Below are 17,943 nucleotides of genomic sequence, written 5' to 3' on the forward strand. Positions count from 1 at the left end.
AGATTTTTCAGACAATTCCAAGGAAAGAAAAAAGAGCGAATTAATTCGCTCTGCTATTCTATATTAGATTGGCACTCAGGACAGATACCATAGATAGCTAGGACCTCTTTTGTGACCTTGTAACCTGTCTGGTCTTGGGCTTCTTTTTTCAGACTAGGTAGTTCGATATCCATAAAGTCTGTAATTTTTCCGCACACTTCACAAATGATATTGAGGTGATCATGGCCCATAAAGTCATAATAGGTCGTATTATCATTGGTACGTTTGATTTCTGTGACAAATCCTTCTTCCAACAGAAGTTTCAGATTGTTGTAAACAGTAGCTAGGCTCATTCCTGGGTAGTCTGGTAGAAGATCTTGGTAAATCATCTCAGCACTCGGGTGGTCATCACTTTCTATGATGTAGGCTACAACAGCCTTACGTGTCGAAGTGATACGCACTCCTTTTTCCTTAAGGTGCTGGATGACGTGGTCGAAATCCGCTTGATGGTCACTACTATGATGGTGGGTCATGCTTCCCTCCTTTCTACGATGTAATAATAACAATTCTAAATTTCAATTCCTGCTTTCATTATAGTGTATTTTCTTAGCTCTGTCAATCTAATAGGAGGGTAGGTATCTGTGCTAGGACAGTTGTTGTTTTATAGGCTTGTTTTTCTAAGTTTGCTTGTGCTACAATCAGAACATGACACGATATAAGGCAATTATTTCCTACGACGGCCATGATTTTTCTGGTTTTCAGCGCCAGCCCCATGCCCGTACGGTTCAGGAAGAAATCGAAAAAACGTTAGTAAGATTGAACAGCGGCCAGCCAGTAACCGTTCATGGAGCAGGTCGGACGGACGCAGGAGTGCACGCTTATGGTCAGGTGATTCACTTTGACTTGGCTGGCAGTCGAGATGCTGAGAAGCTCCGCTTTGCTCTTGATACTCAAACACCTGAGGATATTGATGTGGTCAGTGTGGAGCAGGTAGCGGATGATTTTCATTGCCGCTATGCCAAGCACAGCAAGACCTACGAGTTTTTGGTGGACATTGGTCGACCCAAGAATCCCATGATGCGACACTATGCGACCTTTTATCCCTATGATTTGGACTTGAGTTTGATAGAAGAAGCCATTCAGGACTTGGTGGGGACCCATGATTTTACAGGCTTTACGGCTTCGGGGACCTCGGTTGAAGACAAGGTGCGGACCATTACGGCGGCGACTATGGAATACGACCAGCGGCGGCAGTTTTTGATTTTTACCTTTTCAGGCAACGGTTTTTTGTACAAGCAGGTGCGGAATATGGTGGGGACCCTGCTGAAAATTGGCAATGGTCGCATGCCTGTGGGGCAGATTAAGCGGATTTTGGCAGAAAAGGATCGTGGTTTGGCGGGTCCGACTGCGGCAGGCAACGGCCTCTATCTAAAGGAGATTATCTATGAAGACTAGGTACATTTTGGCTCTTTCGGGCAACGATATTTTCAGCGGTGGGGGTCTTCATGCGGATCTGACGACCTACGCTGTCCACAAGCTGCATGGGTTTGTGGCGGTGACTTGCTTGACAGCTCTGACCGACAAGGGCTTTGAGGTCATTCCGACGGAGGCTGCGGTGTTTGCCCAGCAACTGACTAGTTTGAAGGATGTGCCCTTTTCTGCGATTAAGATTGGCTTGCTTCCCTCTGTGGAAATAGCAGAGCAGGCTTTGGAGTTTATCAAGACTCACCAGGAGATTCCTGTGGTCTTGGATCCAGTCTTGGTCTGCAAGGAAACGCATGATACTGAGGTCAGCCAGTTGCGAGATGAACTCTTGAAGTTCCTTCCCTATGTCAGCATGATCACGCCAAATCTGGCAGAAGCTCAGCTATTGCTCCAAAAGGATATCAAAACGGTGGAAGAGATGAAGCAGGCGGCAGTGACCTTGTATGACTTGGGAGCCAAGGCGGTGGTCATCAAGGGAGGCAATCGTCTGGGTGGCTCAGAGGCGATCGATGTTTTCTACGACGGTCAGGAAGTGGTGGTGCTCCAGTCGCCTCTGCTGTCAGAAAACAATGTGGGGGCAGGCTGTACCTTTGCGTCCAGCATTGCCAGTCAGCTTTTGCTGGGAAGAGAACCATTCGAGGCGGTCAGGCTGTCCAAGGACTTTGTTCATGCGGCGATTGAAAAATCAGATGATTACGGGGTGATTCAATATGAGAAATAAGAAAACACAAGAATTAGTATTATTAGCCATCTTAACAGCCTTGACCTTGGTCTTGGCCCATGTTCATGTGCCGACCCTATCCGGCTTTGTCACACTCTTGGATGTGGGTGTCTTCTTTACGGCCTTTTACTTGGGCAAGAAAGAAGGAGCCATTGTTGGCGGTTTGGCAGGGCTCTTGATTGATTTCTTGCTGGGCTATCCCCAGTGGGCATTCTTTAGTCTAGTATTCCACGGGGCTCAGGGTTATTTTGCGGGTTGGACAGGCAAGAAACGGATTCTCGGTCTAGTCTTGGCGACGCTCTCTATGGTTGGGGGCTACTACCTGGCATCTCGGATTTATTTTAATGACCTCAAAGCCATTGAAAGTGTTTTTGGCAATAGCATGCAAAATTTTGTCGGTATGGGCTTGGGATTTGCCTTGGTCAAATTAGTAGAGAAAAGTGGAGCTATTGGCTATGTCACTCGATAAAATCAAAGTTCAAACCCAGCAAGTTGTGCAAGAAGTCCTAGAACTCAGCAATCTTCAAAAGGGACAGATATTTGTCCTTGGATTGTCTTCTAGTGAAGTGTTTGGGGGGCATATTGGTAAAAATTCTAGTCTGGAAGTCGGTGAGGTGGTTGTTGAAACTATCTTGGAAATTCTGGAGCCAAAAGGTATTTTTCTAGCTGTCCAAGGCTGCGAACACCTCAATCGTGCCTTGGTGGTGGAGCGGGAATTGGCAATCCAGAAGGACCTGGAAATAGTCAATGTTTTGCCCACCCTTCATGCAGGTGGTTCTGGACAGTTGGCGGCCTTCAAGTATATGAAGGATCCGGTGGAAGTCGAGTTTATCACTGCTCAGGCTGGTGTGGATATCGGCGACACAGCTATTGGCATGCACATCAAGCACGTCCAAGTGCCCATCAGACCTAGTCTGCGTGAGATTGGTCAGGCCCATGTCACCGCTCTCGCCAGTCGACCCAAACTAATCGGCGGAGCTCGTGCGGCTTATCAGGAAGATAAGATACGGAAGAATTAGGAGGCTGGGAAAAATTCCTTGCCTCCTTAGTTTTTTTCAATAGTTAAACTTGACGCAGTGGTTGAGTGGCTTTAACAGTCCAGTGGACTGTTAAAGGTTGGAGATAAGATTTGCACAGCAAATCTCAGCAATTCGTGTTTTACACTCCAAATCTGGCCTCTACGGCTGACGCGAACAAAATTCGCTCTATTTCCAACCTCCAAAGGTTCCCCAAACCTTTGGAGCTGTGCGGGGGTGGGACGATAAAATCGCCCCCTGCGGGTTACCGATTTTTGTCCCACTCCCTTTTTTGAGCCAAATCCTTGCCAAGAGGTCTGGCTTGTGTTAAACTTGTTCCTGTAAATGATACAAGAACAAAAAGGAGAAAAATATGACAAAAGGATACCAACAACAATTTTCATTGTCCATTTTATTATGGATGCGTCAGGATAAAGTACGCCAAGAGGGGATGGACTACTGGAGTGGCGGGCACGCACAGATTATTGCAGCTTCACCGGGTCTATTAGAATACCGCCAGCAACATTTGAGTGCGACAGAACATAGTTTTTGGCCGAAAGCGACAGGATTGGAAACGGCTGTTCCAGAAGACCGTCGGATTGATGGTATTGCGGAAGTAACCTATCAAAAGTTATTGGCACCAATAGGCGGTCGCCGTCAGACGGCTCTTACCTTTGAAGATGAGGTCAATGTTTTCCGTCGGACCTTGATGCACATGGGCTTCCCATTTTCATCACGTTGGTATCATACTAGCACACAGGCCCAAACCCAACTGCGTGATGTCCTTTACTTCCGTCGCAAAGATGGTGTGAAGAGCGGTAGCTTCAAAACATTTGTTCAAGATGGACTAGCCAGTCAACTGGCTACAATCTCTGGTGTAACGGAAGTACGGACACAGGTCTATCTTCCTTGGAATAAAGCGACTTGGAATACTCCAAATGTTGCCCATGACAATCCTAAAGAAGCCCATCTTCATTCCTCTATCATCCTAGGTTTTGCGGATCAGGCGGCAAGAGAGGCCTTCTATGCCAACCTAGCTCCGCAGTTGAATGCAGAAGTGGTGCAATACGCCTCAGCAGTCCACGCCTATCATATAGAAAAAACCTTGCCTTTCGTCCTAGACGGCAAACGTATGTAAGACAAGCGACTTCTTGGTCGAATGCTTTGTTTTAAAAAAATCAAGCAAAAGACTTGCCAAGAAGTCTAGCTTATGATAAATTTGTTCTTGTAGTTGATACAAGAACACAAAGGAGACCGAATGGATACAAAATTTTCAGTAGCCCTTCATATTCTGACCATGATCAGTGAGAGCAAGGAAATACTTAGCTCGCAAGCCTTGGCTGAGAGCGTAGGCACAAATGCCAGCTACATCCGCAAGGTGATTGCACTTTTGAAAAATGCAGGCTTAATCACTTCGCACCAAGGGCGATCAGGCTACCAATTGAGCAAGTCCCCTAAGGATATTAGCTTATTGGAAATCTATCTTGCGACGCAAGAAGTGGAGCATATTCGCCTATTTCAGATACACCAGAATGCCAATCTTTCTTGTCCAGTTGGGCAGCATATAGAAGGTGCAATGGTTCCCATCTTTTCCAGCGTTGAACAAGAACTGGAAAATCAACTCAGTCGTCAATCCTTAGATAATGTGATTACTAATCTCTATCAATCCGCACAAGTAACCCGAATCTGACCGAGGTCAGATTTTATAAAACCAAACATAGACCTGTAAGTGATACAGGAACAAACTAAAGAATAGAAAAGAGAACAACATGAAAGTAGCACAACACACATCTTATAACAAAAACAATATCACCCTTAACCTTACAGAAATTGCTAAGCCACAAATCAAGCCTAACCAAGTCCTTGTCAAAGTGACCGCAGCAGGCGTTAATCCATTGGACAACATGATTTCACGCGGAGATGTGAAATTGATTGTCCCTTACAAATTGCCCCAAACAGCTGGAAATGAAGTAGTTGGAATCATCCAAGAAATCGGTGCAACTGTAACCAACTTTGCAGCAGGTAATCGTGTCTTCGGTCGTCTTCCGCTTGATAGTATCGGTGCTTTTGCTGAGTATGTAGCTGTTGACGCTCAGGCTCTTGCTAAGGTTCCTGCCTACTTGACAGATGAAGAAGCAGCTGCTGTACCTCTGACAGCCTTGACCATCATGCAGGCCCTTGACCTCATGGGTGCTGAGGCAGGCAAGACCATCTTCATTTCTGGCGGAACTGGTGGCGTCGGTGGTATGGCTATTCCAATTGCCAAAGCTAAGGGCTTGACCGTTATCACAAATGGTGATGGGGCAAGTGCAGACCGGGTGTTGTCATTGGGTGCAGACCAGTTTATCGATTATAAGACAGAAGATTACACCAAAACACTTAGCAATGTTGACTATGTCTTGGACACACTTGGCGGTGCAGAAACGGAAAAACAAATGTCAATCATGAAAAAAGGTGGACAGCTGGTTTCCCTTCGTGCCATGCCAAATGGTGAATTTGCCAAACGCATGAATTTGCCAAAATGGAAACAAATCTTGTTTGGTCTAGCTGGTCGTTCATTTGACAAAATGGCGAAAAAATACGGTGTTCACTACCATTTCATTTTTGTAGAGAGCAACGGTCGCCAACTGCAAGAAGTAGCAGACATTTTCAGCAAGCTCGAAATTAAACCGTCTATCGATACCGTTTATCCATTTGAAGAAGTCAACGCAGCACTTGATAAGGTTGCCAACGGTCGTTCACGCGGAAAAACCGTCCTCAGTTTCAACTAAGACAATAAGATATACAAGGAATCATCATGTCATATATTACAACCAAAAACCAATACACCACCGTTTCAAACAATAAAATCGTCTACCGTGAGCTCAGCAAGGGCAAGTCTGACATTCCTTTGGTCATGCTGGTTCACCTAGCGGCCACCTTGGACAACTGGGATCCCAAATTGCTGGATTTGCTGGCTGAACAGCACCATGTAATTGTCCTAGACCTCCCTGGCGTGGGTGCTAGTCAGGGCAAGGTGGCTCCGACCATTCCAGGAATGGCTGAGCAGGCTGTTTCCATTATCAAGGCTTTGGGTCATGAGAAAATCAATTTGCTAGGTCTGTCTATGGGTGGCTTTATTGCTCAAGAAATAGTTCGTCTGGATAGTCAATTGGTCAACCGTTTGATTTTAGCAGGTACAGGTCCTCGTGGTGGTTTTGAAGTTGATAAGGTGACTGGAAAAACCTTCCGCTACATGCTGAAGGCTGGTTTGGAGCGTGTGGATCCAAAACGCTACATCTTCTACAATCATGATGAGGCAGGTCGTTTGGAGGCAGAAAAAGTCTTGGGTCGTATGGGGCAAAGAAGTGCTGCTCATGCAGACAAGGACATGAATGTTCCAGGATTTTTGACACAGCTCAAAGCTATCAAACGCTGGGGAAGAGAGCCTCAAGATGCCATGACCTTTATCACCCAACCGACTATGATCGTCAACGGTGATAAGGATATGCAGGTTCCAACAGAAAATTCTTACACCATGCATGAGAAAATCAAAAATAGCCAACTGATCATCTATCCAAATGCAGGTCACGGCTCTATCTTCCAAAATGCAGAAGAGTTTTCGAAAGCCTTACTAGCCTTTTTGGAGGAAAGCAATGCCTAAAACTATTTTAATCACTGGTTCGACGGATGGAATCGGCAAACACCTAGCCATGAAACTGGCTAGTGAAGGTCATGAAGTGATCTTGCACGGGCGAAATAGCGAAAAGCTCCGTGTAGCTCTCAGTGATATTCAACTAAAAACAGGAAATAAAAAGATTCACGGCTACCTTGCAGATTTTTCCAAGTTAGCAGATGTCTATCGTTTCAGCCAAGAAATTAAACGAGATTTTGAGCAGATTGATGTCTTGTTAAACAATGCGGGAGCTTACTTTGGAGATGCCCGTGTGGCAACGGCAGAAAATATCGAGATGACCTTTATGCTGTCTGTCCAAGTTCCCTATATCCTGACGGCGGAGTTGCTTCCCTTGCTGGAAAAAGCAGGAGGCAGGGTCATTCACACCTCTTCCTTCATGCACCATTTTGCACAAACCAGAGGCTTGGATTTTGGTTTAGAGCAGGGCTATTCTGCAGCCATGGCTTACAATAATGCCAAACTATACACCATTTGGCTGGCAATAGCTCAGGCAGAGGCCTTAGAAAAGCAAGGTTCATCTGTGACCGTCAATGCCTACCATCCTGGCTTGATTGCGACAAATTTGGGCAATGATGGGGTCAAACGCAATCTGAGAAGTCGGATTCTCACCAGTCTGATGAAACCATTTTCCAAAGATTTGGACCAGGGGATTGAAACGGGTTACTACTTAAGTTTGTCACCAGAGGTGGCTGGAGTATCAGGTCGTTATTTTGCGGAGAAAAGGTTGGCTAAGGTCAGCTTGAAAGGATTTGATTTGGCAAAGAGCCAAGCCTTACTAGCCTATCTTGATAGGAAAATCCAAGTATTTAAGGAGAGCGACCGTGACTAAGATTTTGTTAGAAAACCTCCAACTGCCCAATGGTCAGGTCTTAGACAATCGCTTTTTCAAATCCGCCATGAGCGAAACCCTGGCAGATAGTCAGGGAGCTCCCTCAGATGACTTGATTGCCTTATATGATTTTTGGGCCAAGCAGGGAATGGGTGTCTTAGTGACAGGTAATGTCATGGTGGATGGCCGCTACCTTGGTGAGCCGGGCAATGTGGTCCTTGATTCAGACGCTCACTTGGCTCAATTTCGGAAATGGGCAGCCGTTGGTAAAAAGAACGGTGTGCCTATCTGGCTCCAGCTCAATCACCCTGGCAAACAGATGTATCGGTCGATCAATCAAACTCCGATTGCACCCAGTGCCATTCCGATTTCTGGAGGCTCAGCTTCGGCCTTTCGTCCACCGAGAGAAATGACCGTGTTTGATATCAAAGAAGCTAGGGATAAATTTATTGCAGCAGGCCTTCGGGCAAAAGCAGCAGGATTTACAGGTGTACAGTTACACGCTGCACATGGTTACTTGATCAATCAATTCCTCTCACCAGCAGATAATCAGCGGACGGACCGCTATGGTGGCAGTCTGGACAATCGCATGCGATTCTTGGTGGAAGTCTATCAAGGTCTGCGTGAAAAAGTGGGACCAGATTTTACCATCGCCTTGAAATTGAATGCTTCTGATTTTAAGGAAGAAGGCTTTGGTTTTGAAGATTGTAAGCATGTGGTGAAAACCATGTCCGACTTGGGTATTGATCTGATTGAAATTTCAGGTGGCAATTATGAGACACCTGTTTTTGGTAGTGACTATGAGAATGGTGCTGGATTTGTCACCTATGCCCTTGCCTTAGCGGATTTGACTTCTGTTCCTATTGTTTCAACAGGCGGTTTCCGAAAAGTCACTCAGATGGAGGAGGCTATCAAGGATGGTGTGTCCATGATTGGTCTTGCCAGACCCTTTGTCTTTCGTCCAAGTCTTGTCAATGATTACCGTCAAGTCGGTGATGTGCAACTGACAACGCCTCGCCTGACAACAGGTCTTCCAAAACTGGATAAGGCTCTTGGTCCCATAATCGGTGTCAGTTATTACGAGGCCCAGATGAAAGGCTTGGCCAAGGGAAAATCTGTCACCATCAGTCAACATGCCTGGCCTTATCTTCTCCAAACCGTCAAGGCACACGGCTTGTCAGCCTTGAAACCGAGGAGGAAGTAGAATGATGCTAATCATGACGATACTAAATTAATTTTAAAGCTACTTTTACAATGCGTGTAAGAGTAGCTTTATTTTCATTATAGATATTCGATTGAGGAGAGGTTCAAGCCTAACGCTGCTTCTCCAGATTTGTATTACAGTACTTGAAATCATTATTAAAAATATCCAGAGAGATGATATTACGCACAAAAATAAAACTTAGAGTGACTGAAAAACAGTTGCCTAAGTCTTTTTGCTTGGTCTGGTCAAGAACGTTGATAAGCTTGTCCTATTGCTCTCCCATCAACCGCATGATGTCATCAGGGCTTTCCTTACAGCCTCTAGCAACCCAGGTTTTAAGCACTCGGAAAAATCCTCCCACAATAAATTGCAGGTGAAAATCATCGGTCAAGTCCCCCAGCCTTTCTTTGAAATAGCGATCCAAGACCTTCTCGAGCAAGTAGTCCAAATGGTTGGCTGTCAACAAGCGAATCTTATCCTGTTGTTCATGCCAAAAGTCAAAAAATTGCCGTAAAGCCAGTAAGAGATGAGTATCTGACCAATCCGACAAGTCAATCTGCCGTTCGGTCAACCAGGCTTGCAGCTCCAAGTTGAAGGACCGTTCGAGAACCTCTTCCTTATTAGAAAAGTTCCTATAAAAAGTCACCCGACCGACGCCGGCTCGCTCCACCAACTCTGACACACTAATCTTTTCAAAGGATTTGTCTTCCAACAACTCCCACAAAGCCTCCACGACACTCTCCACAAATAACGACTCTTTCCGCTTCACTCTTTCCATGCGAAACACTTCCTTTCCTTTGTTTCCTTTTGGGCAAATAGCAGAGCTAGGACTGGTTTTCCCACTGTTCATCTGCTATACTGATAAAAAGCGAAACACTTGTTTCTAAAAATATACCATAAAGGACAGAAAAAAGAAAGTATGAAAAAAGTTTGGAAAATAGTAGCAGCTGTAATAGCCACCCTAGCTTTGCTTGGTTTTATTGCCTACAAAAAGACATTTGGCTGGTCAGCTCCTGAGCTTGTTGACCAGACCCCACAAGTGAATGAATGGTACAGCCTCAGTCCCGAAGGGGTTGTAGATTCTCAGGGCAATCAGGCACACGGCCTGCTTCGTATCGGTAAAGAGAAGAATAAGGTGATGGTCTATTTCTTCGGTGGTGGTGTGAGTATCAATGAAGAGACTGCTAGTGGTGGCACACGCTATTTTGCGACCACAACTGGCCATCAAGATTATGTCGCAACTTGGGGAATTGGTAGTTCGCAGGAAGATAATCCATTTAAGGACTGGACTATGATTGTGCTTCCGTATGGGACAGGAGATTTTCATGCTGGCACACAGAATTTTACTTACGTAGATGATAAAGGTAAGGAACAAACGATTTATCATCAGGGTTATAATAATTTGTCAAGTATATTAGCAGCAGCCAAACCGCACATTGGCAATCCCGATACACTTCTGGTGACTGGATTTTCAGCTGGCGGATTTGCGACCTCACTGCTAGCGGATGATGTCATTTCTCATTTTCCAACAGCAAAAAATGTCACCGTTGCAGTGGACAGTTCCTTTTTGAGACATGATAATTGGAAAAGCATAGCAGAAAATGTCTGGAAGACACCGACTTCTATTAGTGACCGCCTGCATTCAGACAATCTTGTTTTAGATAGCTTAGTAGCCCTCCATGAGAAACGCGGGGATAGTGTTAAGATATTGTTTGATATTTCCTATCGAGATGGAGTTCTTCAGCAATATCAAGCCTATATTGACCAAGGGCAACTAGCTGATGCGACAAAAGCAAGTAGTGATGACTTTCAAATCAGGCTCAAACAGATGGTGCAAGAACTTCAAACTCAGATTGAGGGAGTGGGTATTTTTATCTGGAACTATGATAAAGATGAAAAAACCACAGCTACTCAGCACACCACCATTAACTTTCCAACATTCTTTACCCCTATGTCTCAAGACAAGAGTGTGGCAGAATGGCTGGATGATGCGGTTAACGGAGAGGTTAAGAGTTACGGGTTAGAACTACTAGATTAGGAGAATAGTATGAAAAAATTTAAAAAAATTATCTTATGGATCCTTGGGATTGTAGCTAGTCTTGGTCTCATTGTTTATGTGTCTGTTACCAATCATCCGCAGTTGGTAGTCGGTGTCATTCAATCGTTTATGTATAAGGAGAGTTCACCGAACTCTTACAGTCCTCTTTATGAGCCCATTGATGGTCTGAAAGAGAATGGTCAGTATCTGAAAAGTGAGATTGCCTATAGCAAGGACTACCCTAACAGCTTTTTAGATATTACTTATCCAGACCAAAATTTTGAAGCTGACCGACCAACCCTCTTCTATTTCCATGGTGGTGGATTCTTTGGAGGGAGTAAAAATATGGGGGACCCTCTGGCTGCCAGCCAAGCCACCTATCTCATTGACGACATCGTGTCAAAAGGATATAATGTGGTCAATGTTGACTATGCTCTTGTACCAGATCATCATTTTCCAACGCCTGTGATTCAAATGAATCAGGCCATTGCCTACATAAAGGACCACGCTGAAGAATACCATTTGAACATGGACAATGTTGTCTTGATGGGCTCATCAGCAGGTGCCATCATGGTGGCTCAATATGGTAGTGTCTTAGCCAATCAGGAGTACGCTCAGCTATTGAACATTGAACCAAGTATTGCAAAAGAACATGTCAAGGCCCTGGTCATCGACGACGCTCCCTTAGATTACGCCAAATTTAGCCTAGGTACGAAGATGTTGGTTGGAAATTATGTTTCAGAAACCATCTATCTAAGTGAGGAAGAAATCAATGCCTATAACCCGATTTCCTATGTGAATAAAGACTACCCAGCTAGTTTCCTTCTGGGAAGCGAGTATCGGACAGATATGGTGTCGCTCAATAAAGCCTTGAAGCAATCGGGAGTTAAGAATGAATTGGTCGATCCTTTGGCAGAAGAAGGGCTTGAAAAGCCGCATGGCTTTGTGGCGAATTTACGAAATGACCCGGTATCTGCCAAAGCATTTGAGCGGATGATGACTTTTATAGACGAACGAACTAAGGAGTAACATGAACACCAAAAATTTTTACTGGGTGCGAGAACCAGAAAACTATCAGATTTCGGATAATGAAATCAGAATCACAACCCAAGCTCATACAGACTTGTGGCAGAAAACCTACTACCATTTTGTCAATGACAATGCTCCCCTGCTCTTGATGGATACGGAGGAAGAGTATTTTTCCTTTACGGTTAAGACGGATTTTTCCAATAGTCATACTCGTTTTGATCAGTGTGGCGTCGTGGTCTATCAGGATTCGGAAAACTGGATTAAGGGCTCGATTGAGTATGAAAATGAAGATTTTCAGCATTTGGGCAGCGTTGTGACCAATCAGGGCTTTTCAGACTGGGCAACCCAGGAAATTCCTGCTTCTGTCAAGTCAATTTACTACCGTTTGAGCCGACGGGGTAGTGATTTCTGCATCGAAAATTCTAAAGACGGTGTTCATTTTGAGCAAATGCGGATTTGCCACCTGCATCAAGGCGGCGGTAAAATCCATTTCGGTATCTACGCCTGTTCACCGGAAAACTCTTCTTTTGAAGCGATCTTTTCAGAAATGACCTTGACAGACTGCAAATGGCTAGCCCACGACGGTCAACAACCAGACTAGAAGATTGGGCAGAAGCTCCGCCATTTCCCAAAAGTCCGTCATAAAATCGTTGAAATCCCTGTCAATTGTGTTATAATGAAGAGTATGCAATAAAATTTTAAGGAGAATGACAGAATGTCTGTATCATTTGAAGCAAAAGAAACAAACCGCGGCGTTTTGACCTTCACAATCGGTCAAGATGCTATCAAACCAGAATTGGACCGCGTTTTCAACAAAGTTAAGAAGGATATCAATCTTCCAGGTTTCCGTAAAGGTCACTTGCCACGTGCCGTTTTTAACCAAAAATTTGGTGAAGAAGCACTTTACCAAGATGTAGTAAACGCTCTTTTACCAGCAGCTTATGAAGCAGCTGTTGCAGAAGCTGGTCTTGAAGTAGTTGCACAACCAAAAATCGACGTTGTGTCTATGGAAAAAGGTCAAGACTGGACAATCACTGCTGAAGTTGTGACAAAACCTGAAGTAAAGTTGGGTGACTACAAAAACTTGGCAGTTTCAGTAGAAGCTACTAAAGAAGTAACAGATGAAGAAGTTGATGCGAAAATCGAACGTGAACGCAATAACTTGGCTGAATTGGTTATCAAAGAAGGCCCAGCAGCTGAAGGCGACACAGTTGTTATCGACTTTGTAGGTTCAATCGACGGCGTTGAATTTGACGGCGGTAAAGGTGAGAACTTCTCACTTGGACTTGGTTCAGGTCAATTCATCCCAGGTTTTGAAGCACAATTGGTAGGTCACGCAGCTGGTGAGGAAGTAAACGTTGAAGTGACTTTCCCAGAAGACTACCAAGCAGCAGACCTTGCTGGTAAACCAGCCCTCTTCGTGACAAAAATCCACGAAGTAAAAGCAAAAGAAGTTCCAGCTTTGGATGACGAATTGGCAAAAGACATCGACGAAGAAGTGGAAACACTTGATGAGTTGAAAGCTAAATACCGCAAAGAATTGGAAGCAGCAAAAGAAGTTGCCTTTGACGATGCAGTTGAATCAGCAGCTCTTGAATTGGCTGTAGAAAACGCTGAAATCGTTGAATTGCCAGAAGAAATGATTCACGAAGAAGTTCACCGTGCCATCAACGAATTCTTGGGTGGTATGCAACAACAAGGTATTTCACCAGATATGTACTTCCAAATCACTGGTACAACTCGTGAGGACTTGCATAAGCAATACGAAGCTGACGCTGAAAAACGTACTAAGACCAACTTGGTTGTCGAAGCAGTAGCGAAGGCAGAAGGTTTCGAAGCAACTGAAGAAGAAATCAACAAAGAAATCGAAGACTTGGCAGCAACTTACAATATGGAAGTCGCACAAGTTCGTAGCTTGCTTTCACCAGACATGTTGAAACATGACATCACAGTGAAAAAAGCAGTTGAAGTCATCACAAGCACAGCAACTGTGAAATAATGCAAATTGGAAACTCGACTTGGTCGGGTTTTCTTTTTGTTTTTTGAGAAATTAGTATATATTTTTCGAAAAATACTTGACTGGTTAATTATTTTGTGATATAAACTTAACTGGTTAATGTTTTTTTGTGAAAAGGAGGAAATATGCTAAAGAAAATACTTGGAGCCTGTCTTTCTATTCTAGCTGGTTTATGCTTGCTGGCTTGCTCGGTTCAGAAAGAGGCCAGTCAGATTCAGTCAGGAATGCGGATTGTGACATCATTTTACCCTATTTATTCATTGGTTAAGGAAGTATCGGGAGATAAGAATGATGTTCGAATGATCGGTTCGCGGTCGGGAATTCATTCCTATGAGCCGTCTGCTGGCGATGTTCGTGCGATTTATGATGCAGATGTCTTTATTTATCACTCGGGGGTTTTAGAATCCTGGGCTAAGCGTCTGGATCCTAATTTACAAGGGTCTTCAGTGGAGGTTTTAGAAGCATCTACAAGCCTGCCTTTGTCAAAAGTTCCTGGCTTAGAAGATATGGAAGTTGGTCAGGGGATTGATGAGGCTAGTTTGTATGATCCCCACACCTGGCTGGATCCGGTCTTGGTCGGACAGGAAGCCCTTGAAATTGGGGAACTTTTGGCAGAGAGTGATCCTGAAAATGCGGATTATTATCGGAAAAATGCTAAGGCTTTGGATGAGAATGCCAAAAAGTTGGCTGACAAATATATTCCGATCTTTGCGAAGGCCAGTTCAAAAACCTTCGTGACCCAGCACACAGCCTTTTCCTATACTGCCCAACGATTCGGTCTAAAGCAGTTAGGGATAGCAGGGGTGTCTGAGGAAGAGCCTAGCCCAAGGCAGTTGGCAGAGATTAAAGAGTTTGTCGATACTTACAAGGTACAAACGATTTTTACCGAAAAGGGAACGTCGGATAAATTGGCCAAGGCTCTGGCAACTTCGACAGGTGTGGACTTGAAGGTCTTGGATCCTCTTGAGGCCGATCCAGAAAATAACTTAACCTATTTAGAAAACTTAGAGCAGGTCTTAGAAACTCTTGCTCAAGAATTGAAATAATCATTGATAAAGGAGATAAAATGAAGAAGAAAACTCTTGTTGGTTCGGTAGCAACCCTTGTTTTGGGGATGAGTTTGTGTAGCTACCAGTTGGGTCGTTATCAGGCGACAGAAGAACAAAAAAATCGAGTGTCCTATATTGAAGATAGTCAAAAGGAAGAGTCGCTGGTCGCGGAGCAATTAACTCCGGAACAGGTTTCGGCCAAGGAAAATATTGATGCTGAGCAGATTGTTGTCAAAATTACAGACCAAGGTTATGTGACCTCTCACGGAGATCATTTCCATTACTACAATGGCAAGGTGCCTTTCGATGCTATCTTTAGTGAAGAATTGGTCATGAAAGATCCGAATTATGTTCTTCAAGACGGACACATTGTCAATGAGGTCCAAGATGGCTATGTTATCAAGGTAGATGGGAAATATTACCTTTACTTGAAAGATGCCAAACAGCAGAAAAATGTCCGGAGCAAGGAAGAAGTTGAACGACAGAAAGGGATTACATCGGCTGATAGCAAGCGACAGGTGGCAGGTTCTAGCCATTCAGACGGTCCCTATAAGACTGACGATGGTTATGTCTTTAATCCGACAGATGTCATTGAAGATACCGGTGATGGCTTTATTGTTCCTCATGGGGACCATTTCCATTTCATCCCGAAAAAAGATCTTTCAGCTACAGAGTTAAAAGCGGCTCAGGATTTTTGGGATAAAAAGGGTAGCAATCAGTCAACCACTGGAAATCATTATGGAAATCACACTCAGAAAGCCCGGCAGGAAACTCCTGTTTCAGTACAAGGACAAGATTTGGCTAGCTTGTTGGCTCAGTTGGATGCGACACCTTTATCCCAACGTCATGTTGAAGCAGATGGTTTAGTATTTGATCCAAGAGCTATCAGTAAAAAAACAGCTACCGGTGTAATTGTGCCCCACGGAGATCATTTCCATTTTATTCCTTACAGTCAGATGTCTGCCTTGGAGGAAAAGATTGCCCGAATGATTGGCACAAGTGGTGCAAGCATCGGCCAGGAAAATGGTGGTACCAGACACCAAGCAACTAGTCACCAAGTTCATTCCAATCCGGCACCAACTCCAGCCTTGCCAACTAACCAAACTAAGCCGACAGGGACTACCAAACAACCGACTCGTATGTGGCAGGGGCGTCCGATAGCTGTTTATGGTAAGGGTTTGGATGGCAAAGCTTACTTTACTAGTGATGGTTATCAGTTCAGCAAGGCTTCGATTACCTCTGTTGATGAACATGGCTTGATTGCAAGCCACGGAGACCATTTCCATTATGTTGGTTTTGGTGAATTAGAAGAATTTGAATTGAAGGAAGTTGCAGTATGGTTGGTTGAAAAATCCCAGGTCAATGCTGGTGGTCATTCGACAACAGTTCCATCAAAACCAGTAACCCCTCCAGCGACAGAAGGACAAGGAAATCCTGAAAACCGCCCCGAATTTGACAGTCAGGCAGTTTTGCGTAAGGCTAGTCATCAAGGTCGGGTGGGCTATTGGATGGAAGTGGATGGCAAGGCTTATTTCTATGCCCGTCAGGAATTAGATTTGATGAAGATTTCATTTGCAGAATTGCGCTTGATGGAGAAAGATCCGTCCTATCTATTTGATGTCAGCCCTGCTAAAGAAGGGGATTTGACACCGGCTCTGCTTGTGCCAATCCATAAGCTTCCAATGCGTGGTGGAAATGCTACCTATGATACCGGGGAAGTCTTTGTCATTCCGCATATTGACCACATCCATGTCCTGCCATATACCTGGTTGAACAAGGAACAGATTGCGACAATCAAGTATCTCATGCGTCATCCTGAAGTTCGTCCTGCAGCTTGGACCAGCAGCGGTCATAGTCATGATGAAGCAGCGGATCAGATTGCCCCAATTCTCAATGCGACGGCACCGGATAAGAGGGCTGGTTTGAAAAATTGGCAGATTGTCCATACAGCAGAAGAGGTGGGAGCAGCCCGTGCCCAAGGGCGATTTGCGACAGCTGATGGCTATATCTTTGCGGCTGAGGATGTATTGGATCCAAGAAGTTTTGCCTTCCGTGATGCATTTAGTCTGCCCCGTGCAGACGACGATAGCCTGCGTTCAGTGAAAAAGAGCGAGCTCTCCAGTCAGGAATTAGCTGCGGTTCAAGCCCTATTAGACAAGCGTGACCGAGATGAATTGGCCAAACGTGTAACACCGCAAGAGCAACGGAAAGGATTGAAGAATTGGCAGATTGTCCACAGTTATGAGGAAATTGAAGCTGCCAAGGCGGCTGGTAAATTTACAACCAAGGATGGATACATTTTTGATCCACAAGATGTTGTCGATCCAAAAACAAAGGTTTCTCAAACGGCCTTCCGTATCCCGAGACCAGATGGTTCAGGTTTCTACCGAGTGGAAAAAGCTGCGCTCCATCCGCAAACGGAATTGGCACCAGCAGAGGCCTTGCTAGCGGCGACTCAACCAGTACCTGTCCAGCCTGCAAAACCAGTAGAGGTAGCAACGAAACCAAGCTCCTCTTCGATTATTGCAACGCCAGCCCAACGCTTCACCCCTGAGGAAACAACAGAGGCAAGCAGCACACCAACAAGCGACCAAGCGCAAGAAACCAAGAGTGAGACTGCTCCAACAAGTGCATCACAATCGGATGCTGAGCCAGTTGCTAAACCGGCTAGCGAAGAAGTATCCAGCCAACCGGCAGTAGCTGATGTACCAGTTCCAGCTCCGACAGAAACTACTGAAACCAAATCAGAGAAGGTGCTAGTTCCTGTCTCAGAATAAGAAAATAGCTTTTGTACTACCTAAAATAGTTAGCAAGTATAGCCGACTATCTTTGTGGTAGGCAGAAGCTTTTTTTATACAGGAAATAAACAGAATTATCTATATTTTTAAAAAAATCAGAAA

The 17,943-nt window shown here is 44.7% G+C and carries 18 protein-coding genes; 16 read left to right on the top strand and 2 right to left on the bottom strand.

Features of this window, described 5'->3' with window-relative positions; genetic code table 11:
- Positions 1 to 53: 53 nt before the first annotated feature.
- On the bottom strand, positions 54 to 512 hold the full coding sequence (locus tag NF418_RS03615; RefSeq protein ID WP_172053626.1) for a Fur family transcriptional regulator: 459 nt from the start codon (positions 510 to 512) through the stop codon (positions 54 to 56).
- 172 nt (positions 513 to 684) lie between these two features.
- Between NF418_RS03615 and truA the strand changes: the two genes are divergently transcribed.
- From truA to NF418_RS03665, 10 genes are all read left to right on the top strand, one after another.
- A complete protein-coding gene (gene truA / locus NF418_RS03620) occupies positions 685 to 1,434 on the top strand; it encodes a tRNA pseudouridine(38-40) synthase TruA (RefSeq protein WP_024397808.1) in 750 nt (249 codons plus the stop codon).
- Positions 1,424 to 2,185, top strand: a complete 762-nt coding sequence (locus tag NF418_RS03625) for a bifunctional hydroxymethylpyrimidine kinase/phosphomethylpyrimidine kinase (RefSeq protein ID WP_256778474.1) — start codon at positions 1,424 to 1,426, stop codon at positions 2,183 to 2,185. The genes truA and NF418_RS03625 overlap by 11 nt, the downstream gene beginning before the upstream one ends.
- Entirely contained in the window at positions 2,175 to 2,654 is a 480-nt protein-coding gene (locus NF418_RS03630; protein WP_256778475.1) for an ECF transporter S component, read from the top strand. The genes NF418_RS03625 and NF418_RS03630 overlap by 11 nt, the downstream gene beginning before the upstream one ends.
- Positions 2,641 to 3,204: a TIGR01440 family protein gene (locus tag NF418_RS03635; protein ID WP_256778476.1), complete on the top strand. Its 564-nt coding sequence runs from the start codon at positions 2,641 to 2,643 to the stop codon at positions 3,202 to 3,204. The genes NF418_RS03630 and NF418_RS03635 overlap by 14 nt, the downstream gene beginning before the upstream one ends.
- 370 nt (positions 3,205 to 3,574) lie before the next feature.
- Positions 3,575 to 4,339 carry a hypothetical protein gene (locus NF418_RS03640; RefSeq protein ID WP_256778477.1) on the top strand — a complete coding sequence of 255 codons (765 nt, stop codon included), beginning with the start codon at positions 3,575 to 3,577 and terminating at the stop codon, positions 4,337 to 4,339.
- Positions 4,340 to 4,459: 120 nt separating this feature from the next.
- A complete protein-coding gene (locus tag NF418_RS03645) occupies positions 4,460 to 4,891 on the top strand; it encodes an Rrf2 family transcriptional regulator (protein WP_012774961.1) in 432 nt (143 codons plus the stop codon).
- Between the two features lie 79 nt (positions 4,892 to 4,970).
- Positions 4,971 to 5,972, top strand: coding sequence for an NADP-dependent oxidoreductase (locus NF418_RS03650; protein WP_256778478.1), 1,002 nt, complete (start codon positions 4,971 to 4,973; stop codon positions 5,970 to 5,972).
- A 26-nt stretch (positions 5,973 to 5,998) separates the two neighbouring features.
- Positions 5,999 to 6,844, top strand: a complete 846-nt coding sequence (locus NF418_RS03655) for an alpha/beta fold hydrolase (RefSeq protein WP_256778479.1) — start codon at positions 5,999 to 6,001, stop codon at positions 6,842 to 6,844.
- Positions 6,837 to 7,706, top strand: a complete 870-nt coding sequence (locus NF418_RS03660; protein ID WP_256778480.1) for an SDR family NAD(P)-dependent oxidoreductase — start codon at positions 6,837 to 6,839, stop codon at positions 7,704 to 7,706. Before NF418_RS03655 ends, NF418_RS03660 begins: the two co-directional genes overlap by 8 nt.
- Entirely contained in the window at positions 7,699 to 8,910 is a 1,212-nt protein-coding gene (locus tag NF418_RS03665; protein WP_256778481.1) for an NADH:flavin oxidoreductase/NADH oxidase family protein, read from the top strand. Before NF418_RS03660 ends, NF418_RS03665 begins: the two co-directional genes overlap by 8 nt.
- 268 nt (positions 8,911 to 9,178) lie before the next feature.
- Here the strand turns inward: NF418_RS03665 and NF418_RS03670 are convergent, their stop codons facing one another.
- Positions 9,179 to 9,688 (bottom strand): TetR/AcrR family transcriptional regulator, encoded by a 510-nt coding sequence (locus NF418_RS03670; RefSeq protein WP_306172658.1) that lies wholly within the window; start codon positions 9,686 to 9,688, stop codon positions 9,179 to 9,181.
- Between the two features lie 141 nt (positions 9,689 to 9,829).
- Between NF418_RS03670 and NF418_RS03675 the strand changes: the two genes are divergently transcribed.
- The 6 genes from NF418_RS03675 (at position 9,830) to NF418_RS03700 (ending at position 17,820) form a co-directional block, all read left to right on the top strand.
- Positions 9,830 to 10,948, top strand: coding sequence for a pectinacetylesterase family protein (locus NF418_RS03675; protein ID WP_256778483.1), 1,119 nt, complete (start codon positions 9,830 to 9,832; stop codon positions 10,946 to 10,948).
- 9 nt (positions 10,949 to 10,957) lie between these two features.
- Positions 10,958 to 11,977, top strand: a complete 1,020-nt coding sequence (locus NF418_RS03680) for an alpha/beta hydrolase (protein ID WP_256778484.1) — start codon at positions 10,958 to 10,960, stop codon at positions 11,975 to 11,977.
- 1 nt (position 11,978) lies between these two features.
- On the top strand, positions 11,979 to 12,578 hold the full coding sequence (locus tag NF418_RS03685) for a DUF1349 domain-containing protein (RefSeq protein ID WP_256778485.1): 600 nt from the start codon (positions 11,979 to 11,981) through the stop codon (positions 12,576 to 12,578).
- A 114-nt stretch (positions 12,579 to 12,692) separates the two neighbouring features.
- The gene (gene tig, locus NF418_RS03690; RefSeq protein WP_256778486.1) at positions 12,693 to 13,976 is read left to right on the top strand and encodes a trigger factor; all 1,284 of its coding nucleotides are present in this window, start codon (positions 12,693 to 12,695) and stop codon (positions 13,974 to 13,976) included.
- A gap of 143 nt (positions 13,977 to 14,119) precedes the next feature.
- A complete protein-coding gene (locus NF418_RS03695; RefSeq protein ID WP_256778487.1) occupies positions 14,120 to 15,040 on the top strand; it encodes a metal ABC transporter solute-binding protein, Zn/Mn family in 921 nt (306 codons plus the stop codon).
- 20 nt (positions 15,041 to 15,060) lie between these two features.
- A complete protein-coding gene (locus tag NF418_RS03700; RefSeq protein WP_306172659.1) occupies positions 15,061 to 17,820 on the top strand; it encodes a pneumococcal-type histidine triad protein in 2,760 nt (919 codons plus the stop codon).
- Positions 17,821 to 17,943: the final 123 nt, after the last annotated feature.

Source organism: Streptococcus suis, assembly GCF_024509555.1.
GTDB lineage: Bacteria > Bacillota > Bacilli > Lactobacillales > Streptococcaceae > Streptococcus > Streptococcus suis_AD.